The organism is Hymenobacter sp. BT491, from assembly GCF_014349165.1.
GTDB classification, from domain to species: Bacteria; Bacteroidota; Bacteroidia; order Cytophagales; family Hymenobacteraceae; genus Hymenobacter; species Hymenobacter jejuensis.
In genome coordinates, this window is record NZ_JACSJJ010000001.1 from 368,515 (window position 1) to 392,679 (window position 24,165).

Sequence of the window (24,165 nt, forward strand, 5' to 3'; positions counted from 1 at the left end):
GCATAAACACAAACGCCCCGCTGGTTCCAAGACTAGCGGGGCGTTTGTGATTGGAGCGGTCTTTTGCTACCCCAACTGCTCGTGAAACAACCGTAGCGTCCGTTCCCAGGCCAGTTTGGCTGCTTCCGCATTGTAGCGCGCCGGCGATGAGTCGTTGTTGAAGGCATGATTAACTCCTTCGTACACATACAGCTCGTAGCGCACGCCGGCGGCTTTCAGGGCCGCTTCGTAGGCCGGGATGCCCGCATTGATGCGCTCGTCGAGGCCGCCGTAGTGGAGCATGACCGCCGATTTGATTAGCGGGACGTCTTCGGCTTTGGGCTGCTGACCGTAGTAGGCCACGGCAGCATTGAGCTTGGAATCGTGCACGGCGAGCTGGTTGGCGAGGCCGCCGCCCCAGCAAAAGCCCACGCAGCCGGTTTTGCCATTGCTGTCTTTGCGGTTGCGCAGGTATTCGAGGGCCCGAACGTAGTTGCTGAGGTTCTGCTGTGGGTCGAGCTTGCCAATCATTGTGCGTCCTTCGTCTTCGTTGGCGGGCGTGCCGCCGAAAGGGGAGAGCGCATCGACACCCAACGCTAGGTACCCGGCTTTCGCCACGCGGCGCGTTACGTCTTTGATGTGGGGCGTAAGCCCGCGGTTTTCGTGAATTACCACCACTGCGCCGCGCTTCTTATGGCCTTTGGGGTGCACTAAGTAGCCTTTCATGGTGGTGTCGTCGCCGGGCCAGGTTACGTCTTCCGCCACGAGGTCTTTGTCGTCCTCGGGGATGGTCGCGGCCTTGACGTAGCCAGGGTCCAGCACGGCCAACGCCGACATGGCCAGCGCCATGCCGCCAGTCAGTTTCACCAACCGCTCCATGAATTCCTTACGCGTTAGCGGCTTGTGGGTATATTCGTCGAAAAGATTGATAATGCGCTGATCCATAGCTAGATATGATTGGGAAGAGTGGAGAGGTGTGTTCTAGCTAAATCTACTACTAAAAAGCTAGCTCCCCTCCTTTTTTAAGGAGGGGTTGGGGGTGGTAAAAGGCGTTGTTTATGTAGAAAGTCATGCAGAGGCGCAGCCGAAGCATCTCTACTGGTTAGTAATCCAACGAAGCGGCAGAGATGATTCGCTCCGCTCTGCATGACCGCTGGGTTTCTAACATTAACCTTCTAGTTCTAGCTGACCACCCCGGCCTGCGGCCACCCCTCCTCGAAAATAAGGAGGGGAGCTAGCTTTTTAGCTCCAGCTTATTTGGCCATCTCGTTTTTGTACACCGAGCCTTCCTTCATCACGAACTTCACCTTTTCCAGAATCGTGATGTCGTCGAGTGGGTTGCCCTCCACGGCTACGATGTCGGCGAGCTTGCCTTTGGTGATGGAGCCGGTGCGGTCTTTCCATTCCAGCAGGTCGGCGGCGTTGAGCGTAGCCGATTGGATCGCCTGCATCGGCGTGAGGCCAAATTTCACCATGTAAAAGAACTGCTTGGCGTTCCAGCCGTGCGGATACACGGCGGCATCGGTGCCGTAGGCGACTTTCACGCCGGCTTTTACGGCTTTTTGGAAGTTCTCGCGCTGCAATTTGCCCACCGAGCGCTCCTTCTCGATGATCTTGGCGGGATAGCCCTTCTTGGCATATTCCGACAGGATGTAATCGTCGTCGTAGATGTCGGAGACGAGCCAAGTGCCGTTTTTCTTCATCAGCTTAATATCCTCATCGTCGAGCAGACTGCCGTGCTCAATGCTCGTGACGCCAGCCAGCACCGCCAGCTTGATGCCCTCCGCACCGTGGGCGTGGGCGGCTACTTTTTTGCCCCAGCGATGCGCTTCGTCCACGGCCGCTTTCATTTCCTCCAGCGAATAGAGAGCCGCCCCGGCGCTGCCTTCTTCGCTCAATACGCCCGCCGTAGCGTGAATTTTAATCCAGTCGGCGCCGAATTTTACGTTGTTGCGCACCCGCTTGCGAATCTCGTCGGGGCCGTCGGCAATGCCGGTGTAGTCTTTGTTTGTTCTCCAGTCAATTTCTGGCGAAAAGCCCGTCAGGTCGCCGTGGCCGCCCGTGGCGCTGAGCGCAAACGTAGCCACCAGCATGCGCGGACCGGGAATAGTACCCGCGTTGATGGCGTTACGCAACGACACGTCTATCAGGTCGCTGCCGCCCAAGTCGCGCACCATCGTAAAGCCTGCCGCCAGGGTGCGCTGGGTGTTGAGGTGGGCTACTACTGCCTTGTCAATGGCAGTTTTGCGGAAAATGTCTTCGTAATAATTATCGCCGGGCGTCATGGAGAGGTGCGTGTGGCAATCGATCAGGCCGGGTAGCACCGTGGCGTTGCTCAAATCGATTACCTCGGCGCCCTGCGGAATCGCCAGCGAGGGGCCCACGTCCACTATTTTATCGTTGTCGATGAGGATGATCTGGTTGGTGAGCACCGTGCCTTTTACCACATCGACCAGACGGCCGGCTTTGATGGCTTTGAGCTTCGACTGCGCTTGCGCCGCGTTGCAAAGCGAAAAATACAATGCAATGATTATCAGTAACTTAAGTTTCATGAAGAAAGGCTTGATTTCGAATGGTGATGAGTACGTGCTTTTAAAGCTACGCCTGTGTTCTTAGCTGCACAACGAACGCCCGATCGCAGCAAAAAGCCCAACCGGCTCGGTTGGGCTTGTATTGTTCTGATAATCAAGAAGTTATTCCTCTCGATTTACGGTATCGGGGCTGAAGGCAGGCACGCAGATTGACCAATATTCCACTTCTTCGTCGAAGGGGTTGGAATATTGCACCCGCGCGCCGGCTTTGATCAGCAGCGATTCGCCGGCCGTAAGCTCAATTACGTCGCCGTCGACTTCGAAGCGTTTGCGGCCGCGCACCACAATCGTAACCTCATCAAATTCAGGCGTTTGGTGCGGTTCGCCCCACTGCGGCGGCGCTACCATGTGCGCCACGCTGTACGCGCCGGTGTGCGTGCTGGCAAGGCCAATGTGCTCTTCGATCAGCTTGCCGTCGGTGGTGGGAACGCGGAAAGGATTTTGCTGGCGGAAATATCGTTTTTCGGACATCAGGAACAGGAGTTAGTTGGTTTTGGTGGGGCATTCGCCTTTGGTGAAAGAAGTAACGCCGGCGTTGGTGGCTACGCACGCGTTGCTGTATACTTTGCCGTCGCAGCCACAAACGGGGTCGTATTGCATGGTGCAAATGGCGTCTGTGCGAATCTTGCTGGCGTCGATGCAGGTCGTTTTGGCCGTGGCGGCCGGCTGCGCAGGGCGGCTACAAGCAGCGCTCAGCAATAGCAGGGAGGCAAGGAAAGTAGGTTTCATACGAAAAGGCAAAAATGGGTGCTGATGGGCAGATCAGTTGGAAATACGGGCGGCTAGCCGCCTGTGGCAATCTTGCGTATATATTTTACTTCAACTATTTTTAGCTTACTCCCAAAACCCCGGCCGCCGTGCTTCGTATAGGCAGGCAGACCGGCTAAAAGCAAGCCCACACAGCTTGCTGGTTACCTGCTCCGTTGGCAGAACCGCCGCTACACTATTGTTTCATCCTCCACTTTCTCCCCATTTACTAACATGTCGTATCACGAAGAAGACAACTCGGGTAAAATCCTTCTCGCCGCTCTTGCTGGTGCCGGTGCTGGCATCATTGCCGGTATGCTGATGGCCCCCGACAAAGGCAAAGCTACCCGCGACAATCTGAAAAACGCAGCCACCAAATATAGCGGCCAACTCGGCGAGCAGCTTTCCAAATACGGCGAGCAACTCGATACCCAATTCAAAGGCTACATGGAAAAGCTTGAAGATCTGGGTATTACGGGTGCTGGCAGCGGCCTCAAGCTGAAAGGCAGCTGGGACGAGGCCAAAGGCAAATTGCGTCAGCAGTATGCCCAGCTCACCGACGATGATCTGAACTACGTGGAAGGCCAAGAGGACGACCTTTTGGGCCGTCTGCAACAAAAGCTTGGCAAAGGCAAAAAGGAAATCACTAAGATCCTGAACGACTTGTAAGTCGTGTGACCTTTTTAAAAGATGACTGATAAAAAGCCTTTCTCATACTTGAGAAAGGCTTTTTTCTTCAACCCTGTTTCCGGCCGAGCCGTTAGTACACCAACAGCCAAGCACAACAAGTTGGCTTTCTTCCAACGCTTCCATCCTTTTCACGCTTACCTACTATGAAAGACAACAGTGGCAAAGTAATTCTCTCCCTGCTCGCCGGCGCAACGGCTGGCATCGTTGCTGGCTTGTTGCTGGCGCCCGAAACCGGCGACGAAACCCGCAGCGGCCTCAAAAAATCGGCTGCTAAGCTCGGCGACGACCTCAGCAAGCTGCTCAAAGACGGCCTCGCCCGCGTAAACGACCTCAAAGGCAACGCCACCGGCGACCAACAGCCCGCCGGGCAATCGGCCGCCGACGAAGTGCTCCAGTCCATGGCCGGCGATACCGGTACGGGCTCCCACCACGGCGCCGAACCCGTCACCAGCCCCGACGACCGCAGCATCGCCTCCACCCAATCGCCTAGCGGCACCAGCCTCAGCGACGTAGGTGGCGACGACGCTCCCGACGGAGGCCTCGGGCGCCCAGGCGCCAGCAGCTACGGCCAAGGTTTGTAGCATAAGTTTTTCGGGGATTTGCAACCCTCGTCTTCCGATTTCGTAAACCACTTCACAACCGACTTGAAAGAAAATCGGCGAGGTTTCAGAAGTAAAATTGCCGAGTGATAGAGCTTCTCGTAGGTTTTGGTTTACTAGCCTACTTGTAAAATCGTATCAGTCCATCGCAAGCTTCTTCTAAGTACCCCGATTGGAAGGGTAAGTCAGTTGATTAGTAGGAAAGCCTCTTGCGATTACCGCAGGAGGCTTTTCGTTTTTCTGGGCTTGTATACCAAGCAACTCAGATAAACTGAGTTATTGCTTGTTATTACAAATAATTGATAGTCAATCAGTTGTAAATATGTTATAAAATTGTTGCTCAGTTTGTAACACTAGCTTAGCACTCTCCGTAAAAGAAGCCATAACCGACTTAGAAGAAGATCGGAAAGTAATTCGAAGTAAAATTGCCGGCGGTAGAGCTTCTATCAGGGGTTGGTTTTAATTAACCTGGTAGCAAAATCGTATTTGCCCATCGCAAGTTTCTTCACGTTTTCCTTTCTGCTGAAAAGTTAGTTTTTAAAAGAAAAGCCTCCCGCGACATGCGCGGGAGGCTTTTCGATTTTTAGGCCCATGCCGTTGGTTACTTCGGCGCTTCCGTTTTGGGCGCGTTTTCCGACTTGGTGTACTCGGGCTTCATTTGCGGGAAGAAGAGCACATCCTGAATTGAGTTGGAGTTAGTCATGATCATGCTCAGGCGGTCGATGCCGATGCCCAGGCCCGCGGTGGGCGGCATGCCGTATTCTAGGGCGCGCAGAAAGTCTTCGTCGAGCACCATCGCTTCGGTGTCGCCGCGCTTGCCGAGCTCCAACTGGTCTTCAAAACGCTGGCGCTGGTCGATGGGGTCGTTGAGCTCCGAGAACGCATTACAGATTTCCTTGCCGTTACAAATCGCCTCGAAGCGTTCCACCAAGCCGGGCTTGGAGCGGTGCTTTTTGGCCAGCGGCGACATCTCGACGGGGTAGTCGGTGATGAAAGTCGGCTGAATCAGCTTTGGCTCGCACAGCTCGCCGAATAGCTCGTCGATGATTTTGGCTTTGCCCATGCTGGGGTCAAGTGGCACGTGCAGCTTGGCAGCAGTTTCGCGCAAGCCCGCTTCGTCCATTTCCGAAATGTCGACGCCTGAAAAGTGCTGGATGGCTTCGTACATAGTAAAGCGCTGCCACGGCCGCTTGAAGTTGATCAGGTTCTCGCCGACTTGTACTTCCGTTTTGCCGTGTAGCTCCATCGCCACGCGCTCGACCATCTCCTCCACGAGGTCCATCATCCAGTAGTAGTCTTTGTAGGCTACGTACAGCTCCATCTGAGTGAACTCGGGGTTGTGGAAGCGCGACATGCCTTCGTTGCGGAAGTCCTTCGAGAACTCGTACACGCCGTCGAAACCGCCTACAATTAACCGCTTGAGATACAACTCGTTGGCAATGCGCAGATACAGCGTCATGTCCAGCGTGTTGTGGTGCGTCTTGAAAGGGCGGGCAGCGGCCCCGCCGTATAACGGCTGCAAGATGGGGGTTTCTACTTCTAGGTAGCCTTTGTCGTTCAGGTAGTTGCGCATGGCTTGCACCAGTTGCGTCCGCTTGATGAAGGTGTCGCGCACCTGCGGATTAACAACCAGATCAACGTAGCGCTGGCGGTAGCGCTGCTCGGGGTCGGTGAAAGCGTCATAGGTAATTTTCTCGCCGGTAGCTTCATCGACGCGCTCCTTCACTACGGGGAGCGGGCGTAAGCTCTTGCTAAGCAGCGTGAAACCAGTGACGTGGATAGACGTTTCGCCTACCATCGTCACGAAGACGCGGCCTTTTACCCCAATGAAGTCGCCGAGGTCAAGCAGCTTCTTAAACACAGTATTATACAGCTCTTTGTCTTCGCCCGGACAGATTTCGTCGCGGTTGATGTAGAGCTGAATGCGGCCCGAAGCGTCTTGCAGTTCCGCAAACGAAGCCTTGCCTTTCACGCGCACCGACATCACCCGGCCGGCCAGACTCACGTCCTGGAAGTTGTTGAGTTCAGGATGGTAGTTGTCCAGAATTTCCTGGGCGTAGAAATTCACATCGAATAGCTCGGAAGGATACGGCTCGATGCCGAGCTTCTGAAGTTCCTCCAGCTTCTGGCGGCGTATCTGTTCCTGTTCGCTGAGGTGCTGCATGGGGAGTGTCGTTGAATAAGCCTGCAAAGGTAAACTCTAACCGCAGATTTTAACAGATTCATTGGCACTACGGGGCGCCACAAACAAAAAGCGCCGTCCCAGTGGGGCGGCGCTTAGGTCTATATGCAGTAGTGGGTGAAAAAGCAGTGCTATTAAGCAGCAATGTTCATCTGCGTAGGAGCTTCGCCCGTGAGTAGCGGCTCGACTTTGCTACGCAAACGCTCGGCTACGAAGCTGTTTTGCAGGTGCTTAGGCAGCTCAGCTACTATTTGCTGATATCGTGCCAAACCTACTGCTTTCGCGATGTAGCTTTCATGAATTCCATTCAGGAAGCTCACAATGTTGAGCAGCGATTGGTGAAACAGCTTGAAGTCGATCTCGGCTTCCACATAACGCTCGATCTCACGGCTGGTCTGGGAGATTTGCAGACGGCCTAGCAGATCGAAGATGGTGGTATAGCCCAAGCGCCACGTAATTTGCTGCCAGTGCGAAGCGGTCCACTTGTCGAGCAGCTTGCCCGTCTTCTGGCTGCGCAAGGCCGTGTTGGGGTTAGCCTGCACCTGCTGACGCGTCCACTGGGCTTTCATGCGGCGCGTGGTGCGCAAGAACTGTCCGATCTGGGCCTGAGCGTCAATCTCTTTAGCCGCGATGTGCAACCCCGCCTTATAACCGGCCAAAGGCAAACGGTGGATGCTAAAGTCGCCATACGGGCCAGCGGCATAGAACGACACCGGGCGCGGATAGGCATTCTTCACCACCAATCGGCCTACCTCGCGGCGCACCAACGACGGATTATTAGAACGTACCCCGGTCGTGTACAGAAAGCCCTGCAAACCGGCCATGATGGTGTGGTAAGCCTGGGGGAAAGTCCAGTGCAAGGCATTGCGCAGGTAATCTTCGTCGCCTAGCTCGGCGGTGGTCCGCAATGCGTACTCCGTGCTCCAGCAAGCGTGCAACAGCTTTGTGATGGCCTGCACGTCCGTATCCGTCAGCTCCGCTTGGTGCGCGCGGAAATAGGGAAGATGCTGCAAACAACCCGCCTCATCGTCGTACCCCTGGATGTGGTAGTTGATCGCAAAGAAATAGTTGAGGAAAACCTGGGCTGGAATGGATTTGCGCCACGTTTCCTCAGCTTGCTTCTGCTCGTCAGTCACGAGCGGGAAGATGTTGTTTTCCGTTATCGTTGTCATGCTAAGTAAACAGGGGCAGTAAGCTTTGAGTTGCATATTTACTAAAAATATTTGCCATGTTTAACCTTGTATAAGATGGTGATAATCATTAATTTATGTATGACACAGCAGATTGTTTTAGAACAGGAAATCTAGGTCGATTTACTAATTTAATTGTCAAAACGGAAATAGCAAAGAAAAAGCCCTCGCGCCATACGGCACGAGGGCTTTTTCTTTCTCTACGAAACTCTAGATTTCGTCTTTGATTACCGAAACGGCCTCGTGAAGGATGATGTCCTTCTTCAGAGGCTTCACGAAGCGTGAAGCACGGTTTACTTGTACCGAATCGCTGCCTTTGGCTTTGAGATCAACGGCCAGCGGTGCAATAGCCAGCGCTTGAGCGGCCTTCTGTACCTCTTCGTATTTATCGGACTCCACTTTGGCTTTCTGCTGCTCGGCACGGTACGCAGCCAGCTTCAGCGACACCATTGTTTCGTTCTTGCGCTTGACCATGCGCTGTACCATCTCGCTCATCAACCGGAAGCTAGGGTTGGTAGCCACGCGCTTCTTGCTGCTGTCGTTGAGCTTAGCAATTTGTGGGGCGTCGTTCCAGGTCTTATAACGAGCGGGGCTGATTTCATCCCACTTCAAGGGATAATCCGATTCCTTTTCGCCTTGATCGAGGAAAGCATACGCATCGGGCACCATGATGTCCGGAACTACACCTTTGAACTGGGTAGAGCCACCGTTAATCCGGTAAAACTTCTGCGTTGTCAGCTTCAGCGAGCCGAAAGGCTTCAAGTTATTAAACTCGGAAGGCAAAGCATCGTCCAGATCGAAGATGCGCTGCACCGTGCCTTTGCCGTAGGTAGTAGTACCCATTACCACGCCGCGCTTGTAATCCTGCACAGCGGCCGCCAAAATCTCGGAAGCAGAAGCACTGTACTTATTCACCAGCAAAACCAGCGGGCCACTGTATTGTACGCGTGGATCTTTGTCGGTCAGAACGCTAGCGGCGCCTTGGCTGCCTTTTACTTGCACCACAGGACCGTTGTCGATAAACAGACCAGCCATCTCTACGGCGTCTTGCAAAGAGCCACCGCCGTTGAAGCGCAGATCAAGTACCACGCCCTGCACGTTTTCCTGTTGCAGTTTGGCCAGCTCTTTCTTCACGTCTTCGGCGCTGCTGCGGCCGCCATTCTCGTTGAAGTCAGCGTAGAAGCCCGGCAACTTGATGTAGCCGATTTTCTTACCGCCTTCGTTGATTGTAGCCGACTGCGCGTAGGTTTCTTCGATTACCACCACGTCGCGCACAATTGGGATCACCTTCGTGCTGCCGTCGGCCTTACGGACCGTCAGGCGCACTTCAGTCCCCTTCTTGCCGCGAATCAGCGTGATGGCTTTGTCCAAGCGCCAGCCTTCTACCGATACGGGCTCTTCAGCCGCTTGCGCTACCCGCAGAATAATGTCGCCGGCTTTCAGCTCGCCTTGGCGATAAGAAGCACTGCCGGGCACAATGTCGTTTACTTTGATCTGGCCATCCTTCTCTTGCAACGTGGCGCCGATGCCTTCAAAACGACCCGTCATGGCCAAATCGAAAGCGTCCTTGTCTTTTGGTGCAAAATACTCAGTATGAGGATCATATGTATTAGCAATCGTATTAGCATACACGGCTAAGCGATCGTCGGCGTCGTTTTGGAGCAAGTCGTTGAACTGGTCGTCGAAATACTTTAGCACACGCTTGCGGGCTTCGGCTTCCATTTCGGCGGGCGTGCGAATTGGCTCAGAAGTAGTTGCAGCAGAAGGCGTTACCGAAGTAGCTGCCAGCGGTTTGTCTTTCTTCTTGGCCTGCTCGTCCATCATCTCCGACACGCGGATCATGGTCTGATACTTCAGGAACTTGCGCCAATCTTCGCGCTGGGCAGCTTTGTCGGCTGCAAACGTCATCTTGTCGGGTTCTGTCTCAAAAGACTCTTCGGTCGTGAAGTCGAAGGGCTTGGACAGGATATCGCGGTACAAGGCTTGGATATCCTTGGTACGCTGCGTCACCATTTGGGTGCTCAGGTCGAGGAACTCGTGCGAACCACGTTTTACCTCGTCATCGATATCGTTTTGGTACTTAGCTAGTTGGGCTACGTCCGTTTGAAGTAAGAACTTCTTGTTGACGTCTAGGCGCTTAAGATACAAGTCGTACACGCGCTTCGAGAAGGTGTCGTCGATCTTCTCGGGCTGGTAGTGCGCGACGGTGAGCCCCTGCAACATGGCCTTAATCAGTACCTCGTCTTTCTGGGGTGCGCGTGCGTCGTTGCGCCGGTACAGTTTGTAGGAAGCCAGCACAAAGACGGCCAACACCAAGGAGGCATACAGGCCTATTTTGAGTCGGGGGGAAGACATGGAAATGGCAGTAAGATGGTAAAATCAAGTTTAAGTAAAAGCGGCTCTGAGGCTTACGCAAGGCATGATGAGCCGGTTTACCTGAAAACGCCAACAACGGCTAAATAAGTGCCCTGCTGTTTTCGTCGGTAGCAAAAAGGCACAGTAGCACAAGGCTAAGTTGCACCGAATTTGCGACGGAAGTACTCTATTTTGAAAAAATCCTGCCAAAACGAAAATGCAGTGGATTGGCCGGCTGAAAATTATTTTCTCTACCTCTCTGTATAAACAAAAATGCCCTTCCGTGGGGAAGGGCATTTTGTATTTAATGGGCTTTAGCAGCTACTAAAAACGAGCTACACGGTCGCCTTGGTTGCGACGGAACTCATCTTCGAAATAACGAGCGTCTTCGTCGTTGCGGGGTTTCACGCCCATTACGATGCCGCCGTTTTTGATATCGCTCTCATACTGAGCAGCATGATCTTCTGGGATGCCCGAGCCTACTAGAGCGCCTACTAAGCCACCCGTCAGACCGCCCGCACCGGCACCTGCCAAGGCAGCTGCAATCGGGCCTGCAATCACCAAGCCCAAGCCTGGCAAGGCTACTGAAGTACCAATGGCCGCGATAGCGCCGATTACGGCACCGGCAGTACCACCAATGGCCGAACCTACGCCAGCGCCTTCCATGGCCTTGTCGCCTAGGTCGGTATCAGGAGTATTATCGCCAAAATGCTTTTTGCGGGTTTCATCCGACATGAGCAAGTTCACATCGTCTTTGCCGTAACCGCGCGACGATAGTGAGTTGTAAGCACGCTCGGCGCTGTCACGGTCTTTGAACGTGCTGGTCAGCATGCCACCCGAGGTAGAGCCCGAAGTTGAGCTATAAGAAGAGTCGCTGCTGCCCGACAGGTTAGAACCTGAAGTAGTGCTTGAAGAAGTAGAACCGGTAGAACCAGCCAAGCTAGAATCGCCGGTGGTAGAATTACTCATATTGCCGCTCGAACTGGCTTCGCTGCCTGTGCCGTAACCGCTACCGGCCGAGCCAGTACCATAGTTTGCGCCTGAGCCAGTGCCTGAATTCGTCGGGTTGATTGAATCGTTGGTGTTCATGGGGGTGGATAGTTATGTGAAAGGGAGAATAACAGTCACACATACCAGCAGTTGGAAAGGAAGCTGGTGTCGCTGACTTGGTTAGCTTAACGATGAGCCAGACGCAGGGGTTACAGAAATTTATCCTGCAAGTCAATTCGGGCTAGCTCATTTTTCCCTTTACACAATTCCTCAATCCATCCCTAATCTATGCAAAGCGCTTGAAATTTGCTTCGTCTTTCCAGAAAGCACGGCACTCAGTGCGCAGGTTTTTTAGGAAATCGGGATCTTGTTTTAGCGTGCGCCACTCTCCCAACCCGAGGCGCTCGCAGAGCTTAAAAAAATTATCTCCTTGTCCTTTAGCGCCTTTCACGGTTACCAAGCAGCTCAGCAAAGGCCGCCCGGCATGAAATTCCTTCTCGGAAATTTCGGACAGGATGTCGTTTAGGCGCGCTTTCTCGTGCGAAATCTCCAGGTTGAACCCTAGCTCGGCTTCCTGAACCAAGTTGAGGTAGCTAGTGGTGCCCACCTGGTGGCGGGAAAAGCGAATCAGATGGCTGCGTACTCTGCCGTTCATCAGCGAATAAAGAAGGGATTAGGGGTGGGAAATTAGCAAAAAAAAGCCTCCTGCTTGTGGTGGGTGCCCAAGCAGGAGGAACTTTTAAGCTAAAATTGTGCCGATAGGGAAAAATCCTATCTAATAGACTTCCGCCGCGAAATTTCTTTCTGGATTAATAAAAACTCCCGGCTGCTCTGCCCGGCAATGGCCGTATTCTCGTCGGCGCGGCGAAGCAGGTATGGCATTACGGCCTCCACGGGGCCGTAAGGAACATATTTGGCCGTGTTGTAGCCCGCATTGGCCAAATTATAGCTCAGGTTGTCGCTCATGCCATAGAGTTGGGCAAACCAGATGCGCTGGTCGCCGGGGCGTAGGCCGTGTTGCTGCATCAACTGCGTGAGCAACAGCGAGCTAGCTTCGTTGTGCGTGCCGGCACAAATGCTGATGCGGCCAACGTGTTCCACGCAATAACGCAATGCGTCGTTGTAAAGCTGGTCTGATGCCTCCTTCGTGGGGTTAATAGGAGTAGGATACCCCTGCGCCACGGCCCGACGGGCTTCTTTTTCCATGTAAGCCCCGCGCACCAGCTTGGCTCCTAGGTAATAACCATCGCGCTGGGCGTTTTCGCAGTCGCGCTGAATGGCTTCTAATCGATCGTGGCGGTACAGCTGATAGGTGTTGAAAACGATGGCCGACTCGCGGTTGTACTTGGCCATCATGTCGTAGGCGAGGTTGTCGATGGTCTCCTGAAACCAGCTTTCCTCGGCATCCACAAACACCCGAACGCCATAGCGGTGAGCCCGCTCACAAATGGCATCGACGCGGGCTTTGGAGCGATCGTAGCTGGCCTGCTCGGCGGCCGATAGAGGCTGGCTAGCCTGTACTTTCTCCAGCACTCCGCTATCGGCGAGGCCGGTTACTTTGAACACCGAGAAGGGAATGTGCTTGGAGCGATGCGCCAGATCGATGGTCGCCAGAATCTCGTCGCGGGTGTGGTCGAAGCTTTTATCGCTGCCTTCGCCCTCCACCGAATAGTCCAGAATGGTGCCGATGTTGTAGCGGCCTAGCTCTTCTACTACCGGCACACATTGCTTGATGGTTTCGCCCCCGCAAAATTGGCTGAAAATGGTGTTTTTTATAAGTGCCTTAGTACCAGGAAGATGCCATTTCAAGGCGACTTTCATCAGGCCGCCGCCGGCTTTCACTAGCGTGTTGTTGTTCATGGCGGCGAACAGGGCGTACATCTTGCGCAGTGCAAAATCGGGTTTGGAGGCAAACGCGACGGCCGTGTCTTCGAAGGAAATGGGCGGAGCTTGGGTTACAGGCATACGAAGCAAAATTTGGGCGGGGATTTTGGGTGGGCGAAGATACTTTTAAACATCGTTTCGGCGGACAGAGTTACCTTCCCGCCAAATCTTTTCCGGGTGGAGCGTGCAGCTTGGGCCTGCATCTTTTGCCGGTCTTGTTTGTTCTGTTATTAGTTATGGAAACCACTGCTGCTACCGATACTTTCTTCACTCGCAAATTAGCTGCCAAGGGCCAACCCCTGATTTTCGCCGGGCCGTGCAGCGCCGAAACCGAGGCCCAGGTCTTGACTACAGCTTGGGCCCTTAAGGATTTAGGCGTGGATTTGTTCCGGTCGGGAATCTGGAAGCCGCGTACCCGGCCCGGCTCCTTCGAGGGCATCGGCACGGTGGGCCTGAAGTGGCTGCAACGCGTGCGCACCGAAGTCGGCATCCCCGTTACCGTCGAAGTAGCCACGCCGCGCCACGTCGAAGAGGCGCTAGCACACGACGTCGATGTACTCTGGATTGGGGCGCGTACCACCGTCAACCCGTTTGCTGTGCAGGAATTGGCCGATGCGCTGGCTGGAACAGGCGTGCCCGTCATGGTCAAAAATCCGGTCAACCCCGACGTGGCACTGTGGGCCGGGGCGTTGGAGCGGCTGGAGCGCGCCGGCATCCGGGACTTGGCGGCGATTCACCGTGGGTTCAGCACGTTTGCGCCTTCGCGTTACCGCAACGCCCCGACTTGGCAAATCGCCATTGAACTCAAAACCCGCTTTCCACACATTCCGTTGATTTGCGACCCGAGCCATATGGGCGGCAAGCGTGACCTAATTTTGCCCATCGCCCAGAAAGCACTCGACCTCGATTACGATGGGCTAATCATCGAAACCCACCCCGACCCCGACCATGCCCTCAGCGATGCGGAGCAGCAAGTGACGCCGGCGCGGCTCGGCGAAATCTTAGGTGAGCTCAAGTACCGCTACCGCTCCAGCAACAACGCCGACTACATTAATAATGCTGAGGAGCTACGGCAGAAAATGGATGTGGCCGACCGCGAAATCGTCGAAGCGCTGGCCCGGCGCATGGCTTTGGTAGAGGAGCTGGCCGAATACAAGCGAGAAAACAACGTCAAGATTCTGCAGTTGGATCGCTGGAACGAAATCTTCACGTCGCGGCCGGAATGGGCAGCCAAGCTGCACGTCAACGAGAAATTCGTGGCCGAGCTATATAAGCTCATTCATTTGGAAAGTATTCGAAAACAAACGGAAGTGCTCAACCGCCCAGAATAGTACAAGCTCAGCACCTCAGGGAAAAGCAAGAAATGCGTTATTTACATAAGTATCAGATTGTCAGATGCTTATGTAAATAACGCGTTTCTTATTGCTGGTTCATCGCTGTAGCAAATTTGCGATGCGATGCTTCTTTGAAAAACACGTGGCTACCTTTCGTGCCACCCGCGTCCTCCAAGAACAGTTTATCACCGGAGACCGAGCAAAACTGCTCGTTATTATAGCCCCGATAGATGATGAAATGGCCTTTACGGTGGTTTTTGGCGCTTACTCCCCGGCGGACCGAAAACATGGCGGCTCCCGTCAGGCTGCCGTCGTGGTAGAAACGAGCGCGGCCACGCCGGTCGAATTCGATAACGTTGGTATGGCCCGTGTTGCTAGGCGTAGCGGCGTTCACACCGGATTTAGTTGTAGTTTGAACCCACTCCCAACGACCTACTAATTGTTCTTCGACGGTGGGCACGGAATCGCGACTGCAATTCCACGTAACTATAGCAAGGCCAACCAAGCAGCCCATAGCTAAAACCCGATAAAAAAAGTGCATAAAATTCTTAAATAGGCAAAACTAGTTTGTGAATGTATGAGCAGAACGTACCAGACAGGGTTGCATCAAAACAAGGTATTTTTGTGTGGTAAAACACAGAAGCAGAACAAATATTTCTTTTAATGCTACAATTTTCAGACCAATCTTTGGTAATCGGCCCAGAAGCTTTGCCTGCTTTGGCTACTTTGTTGCGGCAACCCGCGGTCAGTCGGGTGCTGGTGCTTGCGGATTCCAATACGGCGCGTGTCTGCTACCCACGGTTGAAGCCACACTTGCCCATAGACCATGTATTGATTGAAATTCCGGCCGGGGAGGAGTACAAGACGATCCAGACCTGCGACACCGTCTGGACTACCCTGACCGAAGAGCGCGCCGACCGATTTTCGGTGCTCGTAAACTTGGGTGGGGGCGTAGTAACCGATTTGGGGGGCTTTTGCGCCGCTTTGTACAAGCGGGGCATTCGTTGCGCCCAGGTGCCAACCACACTGCTAGCGCAGGTAGATGCTAGCGTCGGAGGTAAAACCGGCGTTGATTTTCTGGGTTTCAAAAACCAATTGGGTGTATTTCAGGAGCCTGCGGGCGTTTTTATCGAGCCGCAGTTTCTGGCCACACTTGATCCGCGCCAGCTCAAAGCTGGTTATGCCGAAATCGTGAAACATTGGTTAATTGCTGATGCTGAGGCGTTTAACACCGAGCGCCACAACGGCCTTTTTGTCGATGACTGGACTAGCATCATCCGCGAATCCGTGACTACCAAGCAGCGCATTGTAGCCGCCGACCCTTTGGAGGGTGGCCTGCGGAAAGTGCTCAACTTCGGGCACACGGTCGGCCATGCCATTGAGAGTTACTTACTGACACAACCGGGCCGCGAAGTGCTACACGGCGAGGCCATAGCTGCTGGCATGGTGTGCGAAACGTGGCTTTCGGTAAAAAAAGGGTTGCTCGATGAAGACGCCCTCGACAAGATCGAAACCTTCCTCTTTTCGGTGTTCGAAAAGATTCAGTTTATCCTGCTGGAAACCGAAGCCATCGCCGAATACGCCCGGCAGGACAAGAAAAACGCAGGCGATGTGATCAATTGTACCTTGCTGGAACGCATTGGCAGCGCCGTGTACGACCAGCCGGTGACGCTTGCAGAAATCATCGATTCCTTGCGTTATTACCACCGCCTGTAGCCATACAGTCGGCCTCAGAGTTTCATCTTTAAAGTAGTAAGTTATTAACGCTCAGTCTTCTCTGACCCTGCGCTGGCTCGGTGGCCAGCTCGGTGGTACGGCCCAACTGCCCGCTTCCAAGAGCGAGAGCAACCGCGCCCTCATCCTGCAAGCGCTCGCCGGCGGCGGCCAGCTCGACAATCTTTCGGATGCCAACGACACGCAACTGATGCGTCGCTTGCTAGCCGAGCCGAACGCCGAAGTAGTGGACGCCGAAGACGCTGGCACCGTCATGCGGTTTCTGACGGCCTACCTCACCGTTACCGATCGGCGGGTGCTGCTCACGGGCACACCCCGCGCTCAAGAACGACCCATTGGCATTTTGGTGGATGCGTTGCGGCAACTGGGAGCTACCATCGAATACGCTGCTAATCAGGGCTATCCGCCGTTGCGCCTGCAAGGGTGGCAGCCAGAGCTGACCGCCACCGAACCAGTTGAGCTAACCGTGCGCGGCGATATCAGCAGCCAGTACATTTCGGCCCTGATGATGATTGGGCCAACGTTGCCGGCGGGCTTGCGCATCCGGCTTACTGGCAAAGTCGGCTCACGGCCTTACATCCGCATGACGCAGTCCTTGATGCAGCATTTCGGCAACAATTGTCGCGATTTGGGTGCTGCTATTGAAGTGCGGCCGCAGCCCTATCATCCCGCCGATTACACCATTGAAAGCGACTGGTCGGCAGCGAGTTATTGGTACGCAATGGTTGCGCTAGCACCCGCCGGCTCCGAGATTACGCTGCCCGGCCTGCGGCAGCAATCGTGGCAGGGGGATCAAGCCATAGTGGGCATTATGGCGCAACTAGGCGTGGCCACGGAGTTTTTGACCGATGGCGTACGCCTTACACAATGCTCTTCGCAAGATTCAGTTAGTCAAGACTTTAGCGATTGTCCTGATTTGGCCCAAACGGTAGCCGTAGTAGCTGCGGCCAAAGGCACTGTACTGGAAATGACCGGTTTGGAAAGTCTGCGAATTAAAGAAACAGACCGGATTGCGGCGCTGCAAAACGAGTTGGCCAAATTTGGCGCCTCGCTCACGGAAGAAGGCACCGAGCTATTCTACGTACGTTCCAGCGATTTCCAAGTTGATGGCCAAACCATAGAAACCTACCACGACCACCGCATGGCCATGGCATTCGCTCCCTTGGCGCTGCTCGGACCGCTGGCAGTGCAGGCACCCGGAGTGGTATGCAAATCGTATCCGCAGTTTTGGGCAGAGCTGGAGAAAGCTGGTTTTGAGATTGGCTAGTTGCTAAGTGTTTGCAAGAGAATTAGTTAGTGAAGAAATATAAGCAGCCGCGTATTGCAAACGGCTGCCATACCAGCTGAACATTTCACCGTCGACAATGCGCACCTGAGCCGTTGGACATAGTGCTTGAAATTCGGCGATGTGCTTTTCGGCGAAGGGGTAAGGCTCAGAGGAAAGCAAAATGACGGCCGGCCGAGCCGCCGCCAGTTGGTCGGCGGTGATTTCGGGGTAGCGTGCTTGTTGCGAAAAAACGTTGGCAAACCCTGCGCGCGCCAGCATAGCATCGATAAAAGTGCCGGCAGCGGCTACCATATACGGTTTGCGCCAAATAAAATAGGCAGCGGAACGAACCGCTTGCGCCGGCGGCAATTCAGCAAACGTTACCTCGATTTGCTGGGCCAAGCGGTCGGCACGCTGGGCCATGCCGGTAATCAGGCCGACTTGCCGAATCATGCGCAGCGCTTCGGGCAGCGTCGAAATGTCGCTCATCCAGACCGGATGCTGTGTCGCTAGCTGTTCAATACCTTCCTGAGAATTTTCCTCCTTGTTGCCAATAATCAGGTCGGGTTTCAGGGCCATTATTTCCTCGACATGAAAGTTTTTGGTACCGCCGATTACCGTAGCGTGCTGGCGTGCTTCTGCCGGATGAATGCAGAATTTGGTTACTCCCACAATCCGCGCTCCCAGCCCCAAGTCGTAGAGTAATTCCGTTTGGGAAGGCACCAACGACACGATGCGTTGCGGCGGAAACGGCACCACCACTCGGCGGTTCATTTGGTCGGTGGTAGTTAGGGGCAAAGCCGGCGGGTGGCCTTTGTCGAACAACTCTTCCATTAGGGTCGGCAAAATCAGGAAGCCAAAAGTATCCAAACACAAAACGCCCGATATAGGCGGGCGTTTTGAATATTATAATGAACAGTAATTTAGTTAAGGATCTGATTAACAGTGGTTTCTATTTGAAATACCGGAAATCATGCCCGTCTTCGATGCGTAGCAAGGATTCGTAGATCAGCTTGATCACGTTGTCTACGTCCTCCGCATGAACGGTTTCTACCGTTGTGTGCATGTATTTGAGGGGCAAGGAGATAAGTGCCGAAGCTACGCCGGCGCTGGAATACGCAAACGCGTCTGTATCGGTGCCGGTGGCGCGAGTAGCCGCTGCGCGCTGGAAAGGAATTTCCGTTTCCTGCGCTGTCCCAATGATAAGATCGCGCAGGTTATTCTGCACCGCGGGGCCGTACGTGATCACCGGGCCTTTGCCGCAATGAATGTCGCCGCTGGTTTTCTTCTCGTACATCGGCGCCTGCGTATCGTGGGTTACATCGGTGATGATGGCCACGTCGGGCTGAATGCGGTGCGCGATCATTTCGGCACCGCGCAACCCGATTTCTTCCTGCACTGCGTTCACAATATACAAGCCAAATGGCAGCGTCTTGCCGTTTTCCTTCAGCAAGCGCGCTACTTCCGCCACCATAAAGCCGCCCACGCGGTTGTCGAGGGCCCGGCCCACGTAGTACCTGCTGTTCATCACCATGAAGTCGTCTTCAAAAGTGACCACCGAACCAACGTGAATCCCCATTTCCTCGGCTTCTTCGCGAGAAGCCGCTCCACAATCCAGAAATACGGTTTCGATGGTGGGCGCTTTGTCCTGCTCCACTTTGCGCACATGGATAGCGGGCCAGCCAAATACCGCTTTCACAATGCCCTTGGCCGTGTGAATGTTAACGCGCTTGGAAGGCGCTACCAACGGGTCGGAGCCGCCGTTGCGCCGCAAATAGATGTAGCCTTCCTTGGTGATGTAATTGACGAAATACGAAATCTCGTCGGCATGCGCTTCGATTACAACTTTATACTTGGCTTCCGGATTGATGACACCCACTACCGTGCCGTAAGTGTCTACAAAATAGTCATCTACGTAGGGTTTGATGTATTCAAGCCACAGCTGTTGGCCTTCTTTTTCGAAGCCGGTCGGCGAAGCGTTATTAATGTATCTCTCTAAAAAATCGAAACTTTCAGTGCGCATGTAGGTGTGAGATTAGGGCCGGAATAAAAGTGCTTTCGCGCAGAAGGCAGGTTTAGATGTGCTTTTGGCCAAAAACTTTGGAGCCTCAACAAGCAATAACGAAAGTAGGTGCCACTGGCAAAGCCGAAACTACAACGAAGGCTGCATGCCTCCTAACTCAACGGCATTTTCATCCGCCAGTTGAGTATTGTTGATATTTGTAATTGTATGATAATCAGGTATTTACAAAGGGATGTTGCCGTGTTTCTTCCGCGGCATCTGATCTACTTTGTTTTCCAGCATTTTAAACGCACGAATGAGCTTTTGGCGTGTCTGGGAAGGCAAAATAACTTCGTCGACGAAGCCGCGGTGCGCGGCCCGGTAAGGCGTGGCAAACTTGGCCTGGTACTCTTCAACTTTCTCTTGCAGCTTGGCTTCCGGGTCGGCGGCGGCCGCGATTTCGCGTTTGAAGATGATTTCGGCAGCTCCTTTCGCGCCCATCACCGCGATTTCGGCCGTGGGCCAGGCGTAGTTCATATCCGCCCCGATGTGTTTGGAGTTCATCACATCATAGGCGCCGCCATACGCCTTGCGGGTAATGACCGTGATGCGCGGCACAGTAGCTTCGCAGAACGCATACAGCAACTTAGCGCCGTTGGTGATGATGCCGCGCCACTCTTGGTCGGTGCCAGGCAGGAAGCCGGGAACGTCTTCCAGCACGAGCAACGGGATGTTGAATGAATCGCAGAACCGCACGAAACGCGCGGCCTTGGTACTGGCATTGATGTCGAGCACGCCGGCCAGCACAGCCGGCTGATTGCCCACAATGCCAATGCTGCGGCCACCCAAACGGGCAAACCCTACCACAATGTTTTCGCCGAAGTTCTGGTGTACTTCTAGGAAGGAGTCGGCGTCGATGATGCCATTCACCACGTCGCGAATGTCGTACGGCTGGTTCGGATTTTCCGGAATGATATTGTCCAGTTCAGGGCGCAACTCGTCGCCCTGCGCTTCATAAGGTAGCATCGGAGCCGTTTCCTCGCAGTTCTGTGGCATGTAGCTCAGCAACTGTTTGATATGGTTGATGCAGGTTACTTCGTTGGCGCACGAAAAGTGAGTAACCCCGCTCTTGGCGCTATGGGTGCTGGCGCCGCCCAACTCCTCGCTTGATACGTTTTCGTGGGTGACGGTTTTGACCACGTTCGGCCCGGTCACGAACATATAGCTTGTGTTTTCCACCATCAGAATAAAGTCTGTGATGGCCGGCGAATACACTGCTCCGCCCGCACACGGCCCCATAATGGCCGAAATCTGCGGTACTACACCCGAAGCCAGCGTGTTTTTGTAGAAGATATCGGCATAACCTCCTAGGCTCACCACGCCTTCCTGAATCCGGGCCCCGCCCGAATCGTTGAGCCCGATGACAGGCGCGCCGTTTTTCATGGCCAGGTCCATGATTTTCACAATCTTCTCGGCATGCGTTTCGGAGAGCGAGCCGCCAAACACCGTGAAATCCTGGGAGAATACATATACCAGTCGGCCATGTACGGTGCCGTAACCCGTTACCACGCCGTCGCCCAAGTAATACTCTTTGTCCAAGCCAAAATCCTTGGAGCGATGCATCACAAACTTGCCAATTTCCTCAAACGAACCTTCATCAGCCAGCAAATCAATGCGTTCGCGCGCCGTTAGTTTGCCCTTGCTATGCTGAGCATCAATACGAATCTGGCCGCCACCAAGTAGAGCTTCGGCGTTTTTGCGTTCGAGTATGTCGAGTTTGCTGAGTTGGATATCGACGTTGGAATCAGACATGCGGGTGGAATGCAGAGTAGGAATTGAGACAGGAACCAAAGGTAACCGGACAGCGCAAAAAAAGCTGCACAGTTTTGCGCTTACCATTCAACCGAAATTTTTAGTATTCTGGAAAATGTAAAATGGCATAGGCTATAACAAACAAAAGCCGGCTTCCACTGATGGAAGCCGGCTTTTATAGATTCGGTTATTACTTACTTGCCCTTCTCCGCATCCGGAGATTCGGGTGCCTCAGCGGGGCGCTCATCACTCGGCAGGTTCGGCTTCTCACCACTTTTTGAGACGGAGAAGTTGAGCTCTTCTTTACCGTCTTCAAAATCAGCTGTAATCACGTCACCCTGAGCGATTTCCGCCTTCAGGATTTCCTCCGCGATCGGGTCTTCAATGTATTTTTGAATGGCTCGGTTCAGCGGACGTGCCCCATACTTCGGATCGTAGCCTTTCTCGGCAACGAAGTCCTTGGCCTTCTCCGTCAGCTCGACCTTGTAGCCCAGCGTTTGGATGCGCGACAACAGCTTCGAAAGCGAGATGTCGATGATGCGGTGGATGTCCTTCTTGTCGAGCGAGTTAAACACGATCACGTCGTCCAAGCGGTTCAGGAACTCTGGCGAGAACGTCTTACGGAGCGCATTAGTGATCGTGCCCTTCGTGATCTCATCAATGTTCTCTGACCGGGCTTTGGTGCCGAAACCAATACCAGCACCGAAGTCCTGCAGGTCACGAGCGCCAATGTTGGAGGTCATGATGATGATCGTGTTGCGGAAGTCCACTTTGCGACCCAAACCGTCGGTCAGGATGCCATCGTCGAGCACTTGCAACAGCAAGTTATAGACGTCAGGGTGAGCTTTCTCAATCTCGTCAAGCAAGATTACGGAGTACGGCTTGCGGCGAATTTTCTCCGTGAGCTGGCCGCCTTCTTCGTAACCTACATAGCCGGGAGGTGCACCAACCAAGCGCGATACGCTGAATTTCTCCATGTATTCGCTCATGTCGATACGCACCAGAGCATCCTCTTTATCAAAGAGATATGTAGCGAGCACTTTGGCAAGTTCCGTCTTACCTACACCCGTTGGGCCGAGGAACACGAACGAGCCAATGGGTTTCTTCGGGTCCTTCAAGCCAACGCGGGTACGCTGAATGGCTTTCACCAATTGCTTGATGGCCTTCTCCTGACCAATTACGCGACCCTGAAGCTCTTCGCCCATGTTGAGCAGCTTCTGGCTTTCGTTTTGGGCCACACGGCTTACCGGAATGCCGGTCATCATGGCGATTACCTCGGCCACGTTTTCCTCCTTCACGGTGTAACGCTTCTTCTTGGTCTCGTCTTCCCAGTTCTTTTTGGCCTGGTCGAGCTGTTCGAGAAGCTTCTTCTCCTTATCGCGGAGCTGAGCAGCTTCTTCGTACTTCTGAGACTTCACCACGCGGTTTTTCTCCGTCTTGATGTTCTCGATGCTCTCCTCGAGCTTCAAGATATCTTCCGGCACCACGATGTTGTTGATGTGCACCCGGGCGCCGGCCTCGTCGAGAATATCGATGGCTTTGTCTGGGAGGAAACGATCCGACATGTACCGATCCGACAGCTTTACGCAGGCTTCGATAGCCTTGTCGGTGTACACCACGTGGTGGTGATCTTGGTACTTGTCTTTGATGTTGTGCAGAATCTCGATGGTTTCCTCCGGCGTAGTTGGGTCAACCATTACCATCTGGAAACGACGGGCCAAAGCGCCGTCTTTCTCGATGTACTGACGGTACTCATCCAGCGTGGTGGCACCGATGCATTGAATTTCGCCGCGGGCCAGAGCCGGCTTGAACATGTTCGAAGCATCCAGCGAGCCCGAAGCACCACCAGCGCCCACGATCGTGTGCAGCTCGTCGATGAACAGGATTACGTCGGGCGACTTCTCCAATTCGTTCATTACGGCCTTCATGCGCTCTTCAAACTGACCGCGGTACTTAGTACCAGCTACCAGCGAAGCAAGGTCGAGGGTAACCACGCGCTTATTGAACAGGACACGCGATACCTTTTTCTGCACAATGCGCAGGGCAAGGCCTTCGGCAATGGCCGTTTTACCAACCCCGGGCTCACCAATGAGGATCGGGTTGTTCTTTTTACGACGCGACAGGATCTGAGCTACGCGCTCAATTTCCTTTTCCCGGCCCACGATGGGGTCAAGTTTGTCGTCTTCGGCCAGTTTGGTGAGGTCGCGGCCGAAGTTATCGAGCACCGGAGTGCGCGACTTTTCGCCGGGCTTCTTAGCAGCCGAGGAGCTGCTGCCAGCCCCGCCGCGGCTAGAGCCACCAAACAGCTTGTCGTTGTCGTCGTCGTCGGTATCGGGGGCGCGGTCGGTGGGGGCAGTATTGCCGTGATAATCCAGCGAGTCGCGAACGGCTTCGTAGTTCACGTTGAATTTGCTAAGGATCTGAGAAGAAATATTGTCTTCGTCGCGCAAAATTGATAGCAGAAGATGCTCTGTACCAATGATTTCGCTCTTGAAGATTTTAGCCTCCAGGTAGGTGATCTTGAGAACTTTCTCGGTTTGTTTTGTCAGGGGGATCGAGCCGGTGATGCTCGTGCCCTGCGTGGCCGTATTACGGGTGGCCTGTTCGAGGGCGTACTTGAGCTCCTCCACCGATACACCCAATTTCTTGAGCAAACCAATGGCGGTGCCTTCCCCTTCGCGGATCATTCCCAGTAATAAATGTTCGGTACCGATATAGTCGTGACCGAGCCGGATGGCTTCTTCCCGGCTCAGGGAGATTACCTCCTTGACTCGATTTGAGAATTTAGCTTCCATGCAGATAAGTAATG

At 54.0% G+C, this 24,165-nt stretch carries 20 protein-coding genes; 5 read left to right on the forward strand and 15 right to left on the reverse strand.

Annotation, left to right across the window (positions count from 1 at the left end; all coding sequences use genetic code 11):
• Nucleotides 1–66 precede the first annotated feature (66 nt).
• The 4 genes from H9I52_RS01620 to H9I52_RS01635 all read right to left on the reverse strand — a co-directional run bounded on the left by H9I52_RS01620 (nucleotide 67) and on the right by H9I52_RS01635 (nucleotide 3,299).
• Entirely contained in the window at nucleotides 67–924 is an 858-nt protein-coding gene (locus H9I52_RS01620; RefSeq protein WP_187452376.1) for a dienelactone hydrolase family protein, read from the reverse strand.
• Nucleotides 925–1,232: 308 nt separating this feature from the next.
• On the reverse strand, nucleotides 1,233–2,531 hold the full coding sequence (locus tag H9I52_RS01625; protein WP_187452377.1) for a metal-dependent hydrolase family protein: 1,299 nt from the start codon (nucleotides 2,529–2,531) through the stop codon (nucleotides 1,233–1,235).
• A 141-nt stretch (nucleotides 2,532–2,672) separates the two neighbouring features.
• Nucleotides 2,673–3,041 (reverse strand): cupin domain-containing protein, encoded by a 369-nt coding sequence (locus tag H9I52_RS01630; RefSeq protein ID WP_187452378.1) that lies wholly within the window; start codon nucleotides 3,039–3,041, stop codon nucleotides 2,673–2,675.
• Nucleotides 3,042–3,053: 12 nt separating this feature from the next.
• Nucleotides 3,054–3,299 (reverse strand): Kazal-type serine protease inhibitor domain-containing protein, encoded by a 246-nt coding sequence (locus H9I52_RS01635; protein WP_187452379.1) that lies wholly within the window; start codon nucleotides 3,297–3,299, stop codon nucleotides 3,054–3,056.
• A gap of 252 nt (nucleotides 3,300–3,551) precedes the next feature.
• On the opposite strand from H9I52_RS01635, the gene H9I52_RS23195 reads away from it, so the two are divergent.
• Nucleotides 3,552–3,986: a YtxH domain-containing protein gene (locus tag H9I52_RS23195; RefSeq protein ID WP_139514435.1), complete on the forward strand. Its 435-nt coding sequence runs from the start codon at nucleotides 3,552–3,554 to the stop codon at nucleotides 3,984–3,986.
• 164 nt (nucleotides 3,987–4,150) lie between these two features.
• Entirely contained in the window at nucleotides 4,151–4,588 is a 438-nt protein-coding gene (locus H9I52_RS01645; RefSeq protein ID WP_187452380.1) for a YtxH domain-containing protein, read from the forward strand.
• 619 nt (nucleotides 4,589–5,207) lie between these two features.
• Here H9I52_RS01645 and lysS read toward each other — a convergent pair.
• From lysS to H9I52_RS01675, 6 genes are all read right to left on the reverse strand, one after another.
• The gene (lysS, locus tag H9I52_RS01650) at nucleotides 5,208–6,770 is read right to left on the reverse strand and encodes a lysine--tRNA ligase (RefSeq protein ID WP_187452381.1); all 1,563 of its coding nucleotides are present in this window, start codon (nucleotides 6,768–6,770) and stop codon (nucleotides 5,208–5,210) included.
• A gap of 152 nt (nucleotides 6,771–6,922) precedes the next feature.
• A complete protein-coding gene (locus tag H9I52_RS01655; protein WP_187452382.1) occupies nucleotides 6,923–7,960 on the reverse strand; it encodes a hypothetical protein in 1,038 nt (345 codons plus the stop codon).
• 228 nt (nucleotides 7,961–8,188) lie between these two features.
• The gene (locus tag H9I52_RS01660) at nucleotides 8,189–10,333 is read right to left on the reverse strand and encodes a carboxy terminal-processing peptidase (protein ID WP_187452383.1); all 2,145 of its coding nucleotides are present in this window, start codon (nucleotides 10,331–10,333) and stop codon (nucleotides 8,189–8,191) included.
• A 324-nt stretch (nucleotides 10,334–10,657) separates the two neighbouring features.
• Nucleotides 10,658–11,422: a hypothetical protein gene (locus H9I52_RS01665; protein WP_316247990.1), complete on the reverse strand. Its 765-nt coding sequence runs from the start codon at nucleotides 11,420–11,422 to the stop codon at nucleotides 10,658–10,660.
• Nucleotides 11,423–11,609: 187 nt separating this feature from the next.
• Nucleotides 11,610–11,978 (reverse strand): hypothetical protein, encoded by a 369-nt coding sequence (locus H9I52_RS01670; RefSeq protein WP_139514425.1) that lies wholly within the window; start codon nucleotides 11,976–11,978, stop codon nucleotides 11,610–11,612.
• A 116-nt stretch (nucleotides 11,979–12,094) separates the two neighbouring features.
• Nucleotides 12,095–13,288 (reverse strand): proline dehydrogenase family protein, encoded by a 1,194-nt coding sequence (locus H9I52_RS01675; RefSeq protein ID WP_187452384.1) that lies wholly within the window; start codon nucleotides 13,286–13,288, stop codon nucleotides 12,095–12,097.
• A 155-nt stretch (nucleotides 13,289–13,443) separates the two neighbouring features.
• On the opposite strand from H9I52_RS01675, the gene H9I52_RS01680 reads away from it, so the two are divergent.
• On the forward strand, nucleotides 13,444–14,538 hold the full coding sequence (locus tag H9I52_RS01680; RefSeq protein ID WP_187452385.1) for a bifunctional 3-deoxy-7-phosphoheptulonate synthase/chorismate mutase type II: 1,095 nt from the start codon (nucleotides 13,444–13,446) through the stop codon (nucleotides 14,536–14,538).
• A gap of 88 nt (nucleotides 14,539–14,626) precedes the next feature.
• Here the strand turns inward: H9I52_RS01680 and H9I52_RS01685 are convergent, their stop codons facing one another.
• Nucleotides 14,627–15,001 carry a hypothetical protein gene (locus H9I52_RS01685; protein ID WP_139514418.1) on the reverse strand — a complete coding sequence of 125 codons (375 nt, stop codon included), beginning with the start codon at nucleotides 14,999–15,001 and terminating at the stop codon, nucleotides 14,627–14,629.
• Between the two features lie 203 nt (nucleotides 15,002–15,204).
• Between H9I52_RS01685 and aroB the strand changes: the two genes are divergently transcribed.
• Together aroB and H9I52_RS01695 are read left to right on the forward strand one after the other, a co-directional pair.
• On the forward strand, nucleotides 15,205–16,257 hold the full coding sequence (gene aroB / locus H9I52_RS01690) for a 3-dehydroquinate synthase (RefSeq protein ID WP_187452386.1): 1,053 nt from the start codon (nucleotides 15,205–15,207) through the stop codon (nucleotides 16,255–16,257).
• Between the two features lie 208 nt (nucleotides 16,258–16,465).
• Nucleotides 16,466–17,542, forward strand: a complete 1,077-nt coding sequence (locus H9I52_RS01695) for a 3-phosphoshikimate 1-carboxyvinyltransferase (protein WP_262385919.1) — start codon at nucleotides 16,466–16,468, stop codon at nucleotides 17,540–17,542.
• Nucleotides 17,543–17,545: 3 nt separating this feature from the next.
• Here H9I52_RS01695 and H9I52_RS01700 read toward each other — a convergent pair whose 3' ends face one another.
• The 4 genes from H9I52_RS01700 to H9I52_RS01715 all read right to left on the reverse strand — a co-directional run bounded on the left by H9I52_RS01700 (nucleotide 17,546) and on the right by H9I52_RS01715 (nucleotide 24,151).
• The gene (locus H9I52_RS01700; protein ID WP_262385920.1) at nucleotides 17,546–18,376 is read right to left on the reverse strand and encodes an ABC transporter substrate-binding protein; all 831 of its coding nucleotides are present in this window, start codon (nucleotides 18,374–18,376) and stop codon (nucleotides 17,546–17,548) included.
• A 118-nt stretch (nucleotides 18,377–18,494) separates the two neighbouring features.
• Nucleotides 18,495–19,565, reverse strand: coding sequence for a M42 family metallopeptidase (locus H9I52_RS01705; RefSeq protein ID WP_187452387.1), 1,071 nt, complete (start codon nucleotides 19,563–19,565; stop codon nucleotides 18,495–18,497).
• 222 nt (nucleotides 19,566–19,787) lie between these two features.
• Entirely contained in the window at nucleotides 19,788–21,356 is a 1,569-nt protein-coding gene (locus tag H9I52_RS01710) for an acyl-CoA carboxylase subunit beta (RefSeq protein WP_187452388.1), read from the reverse strand.
• Between the two features lie 194 nt (nucleotides 21,357–21,550).
• Complete coding sequence (locus H9I52_RS01715) at nucleotides 21,551–24,151, reverse strand: ATP-dependent Clp protease ATP-binding subunit (RefSeq protein WP_139514396.1); 2,601 nt, start codon at nucleotides 24,149–24,151, stop codon at nucleotides 21,551–21,553.
• Nucleotides 24,152–24,165: the final 14 nt, after the last annotated feature.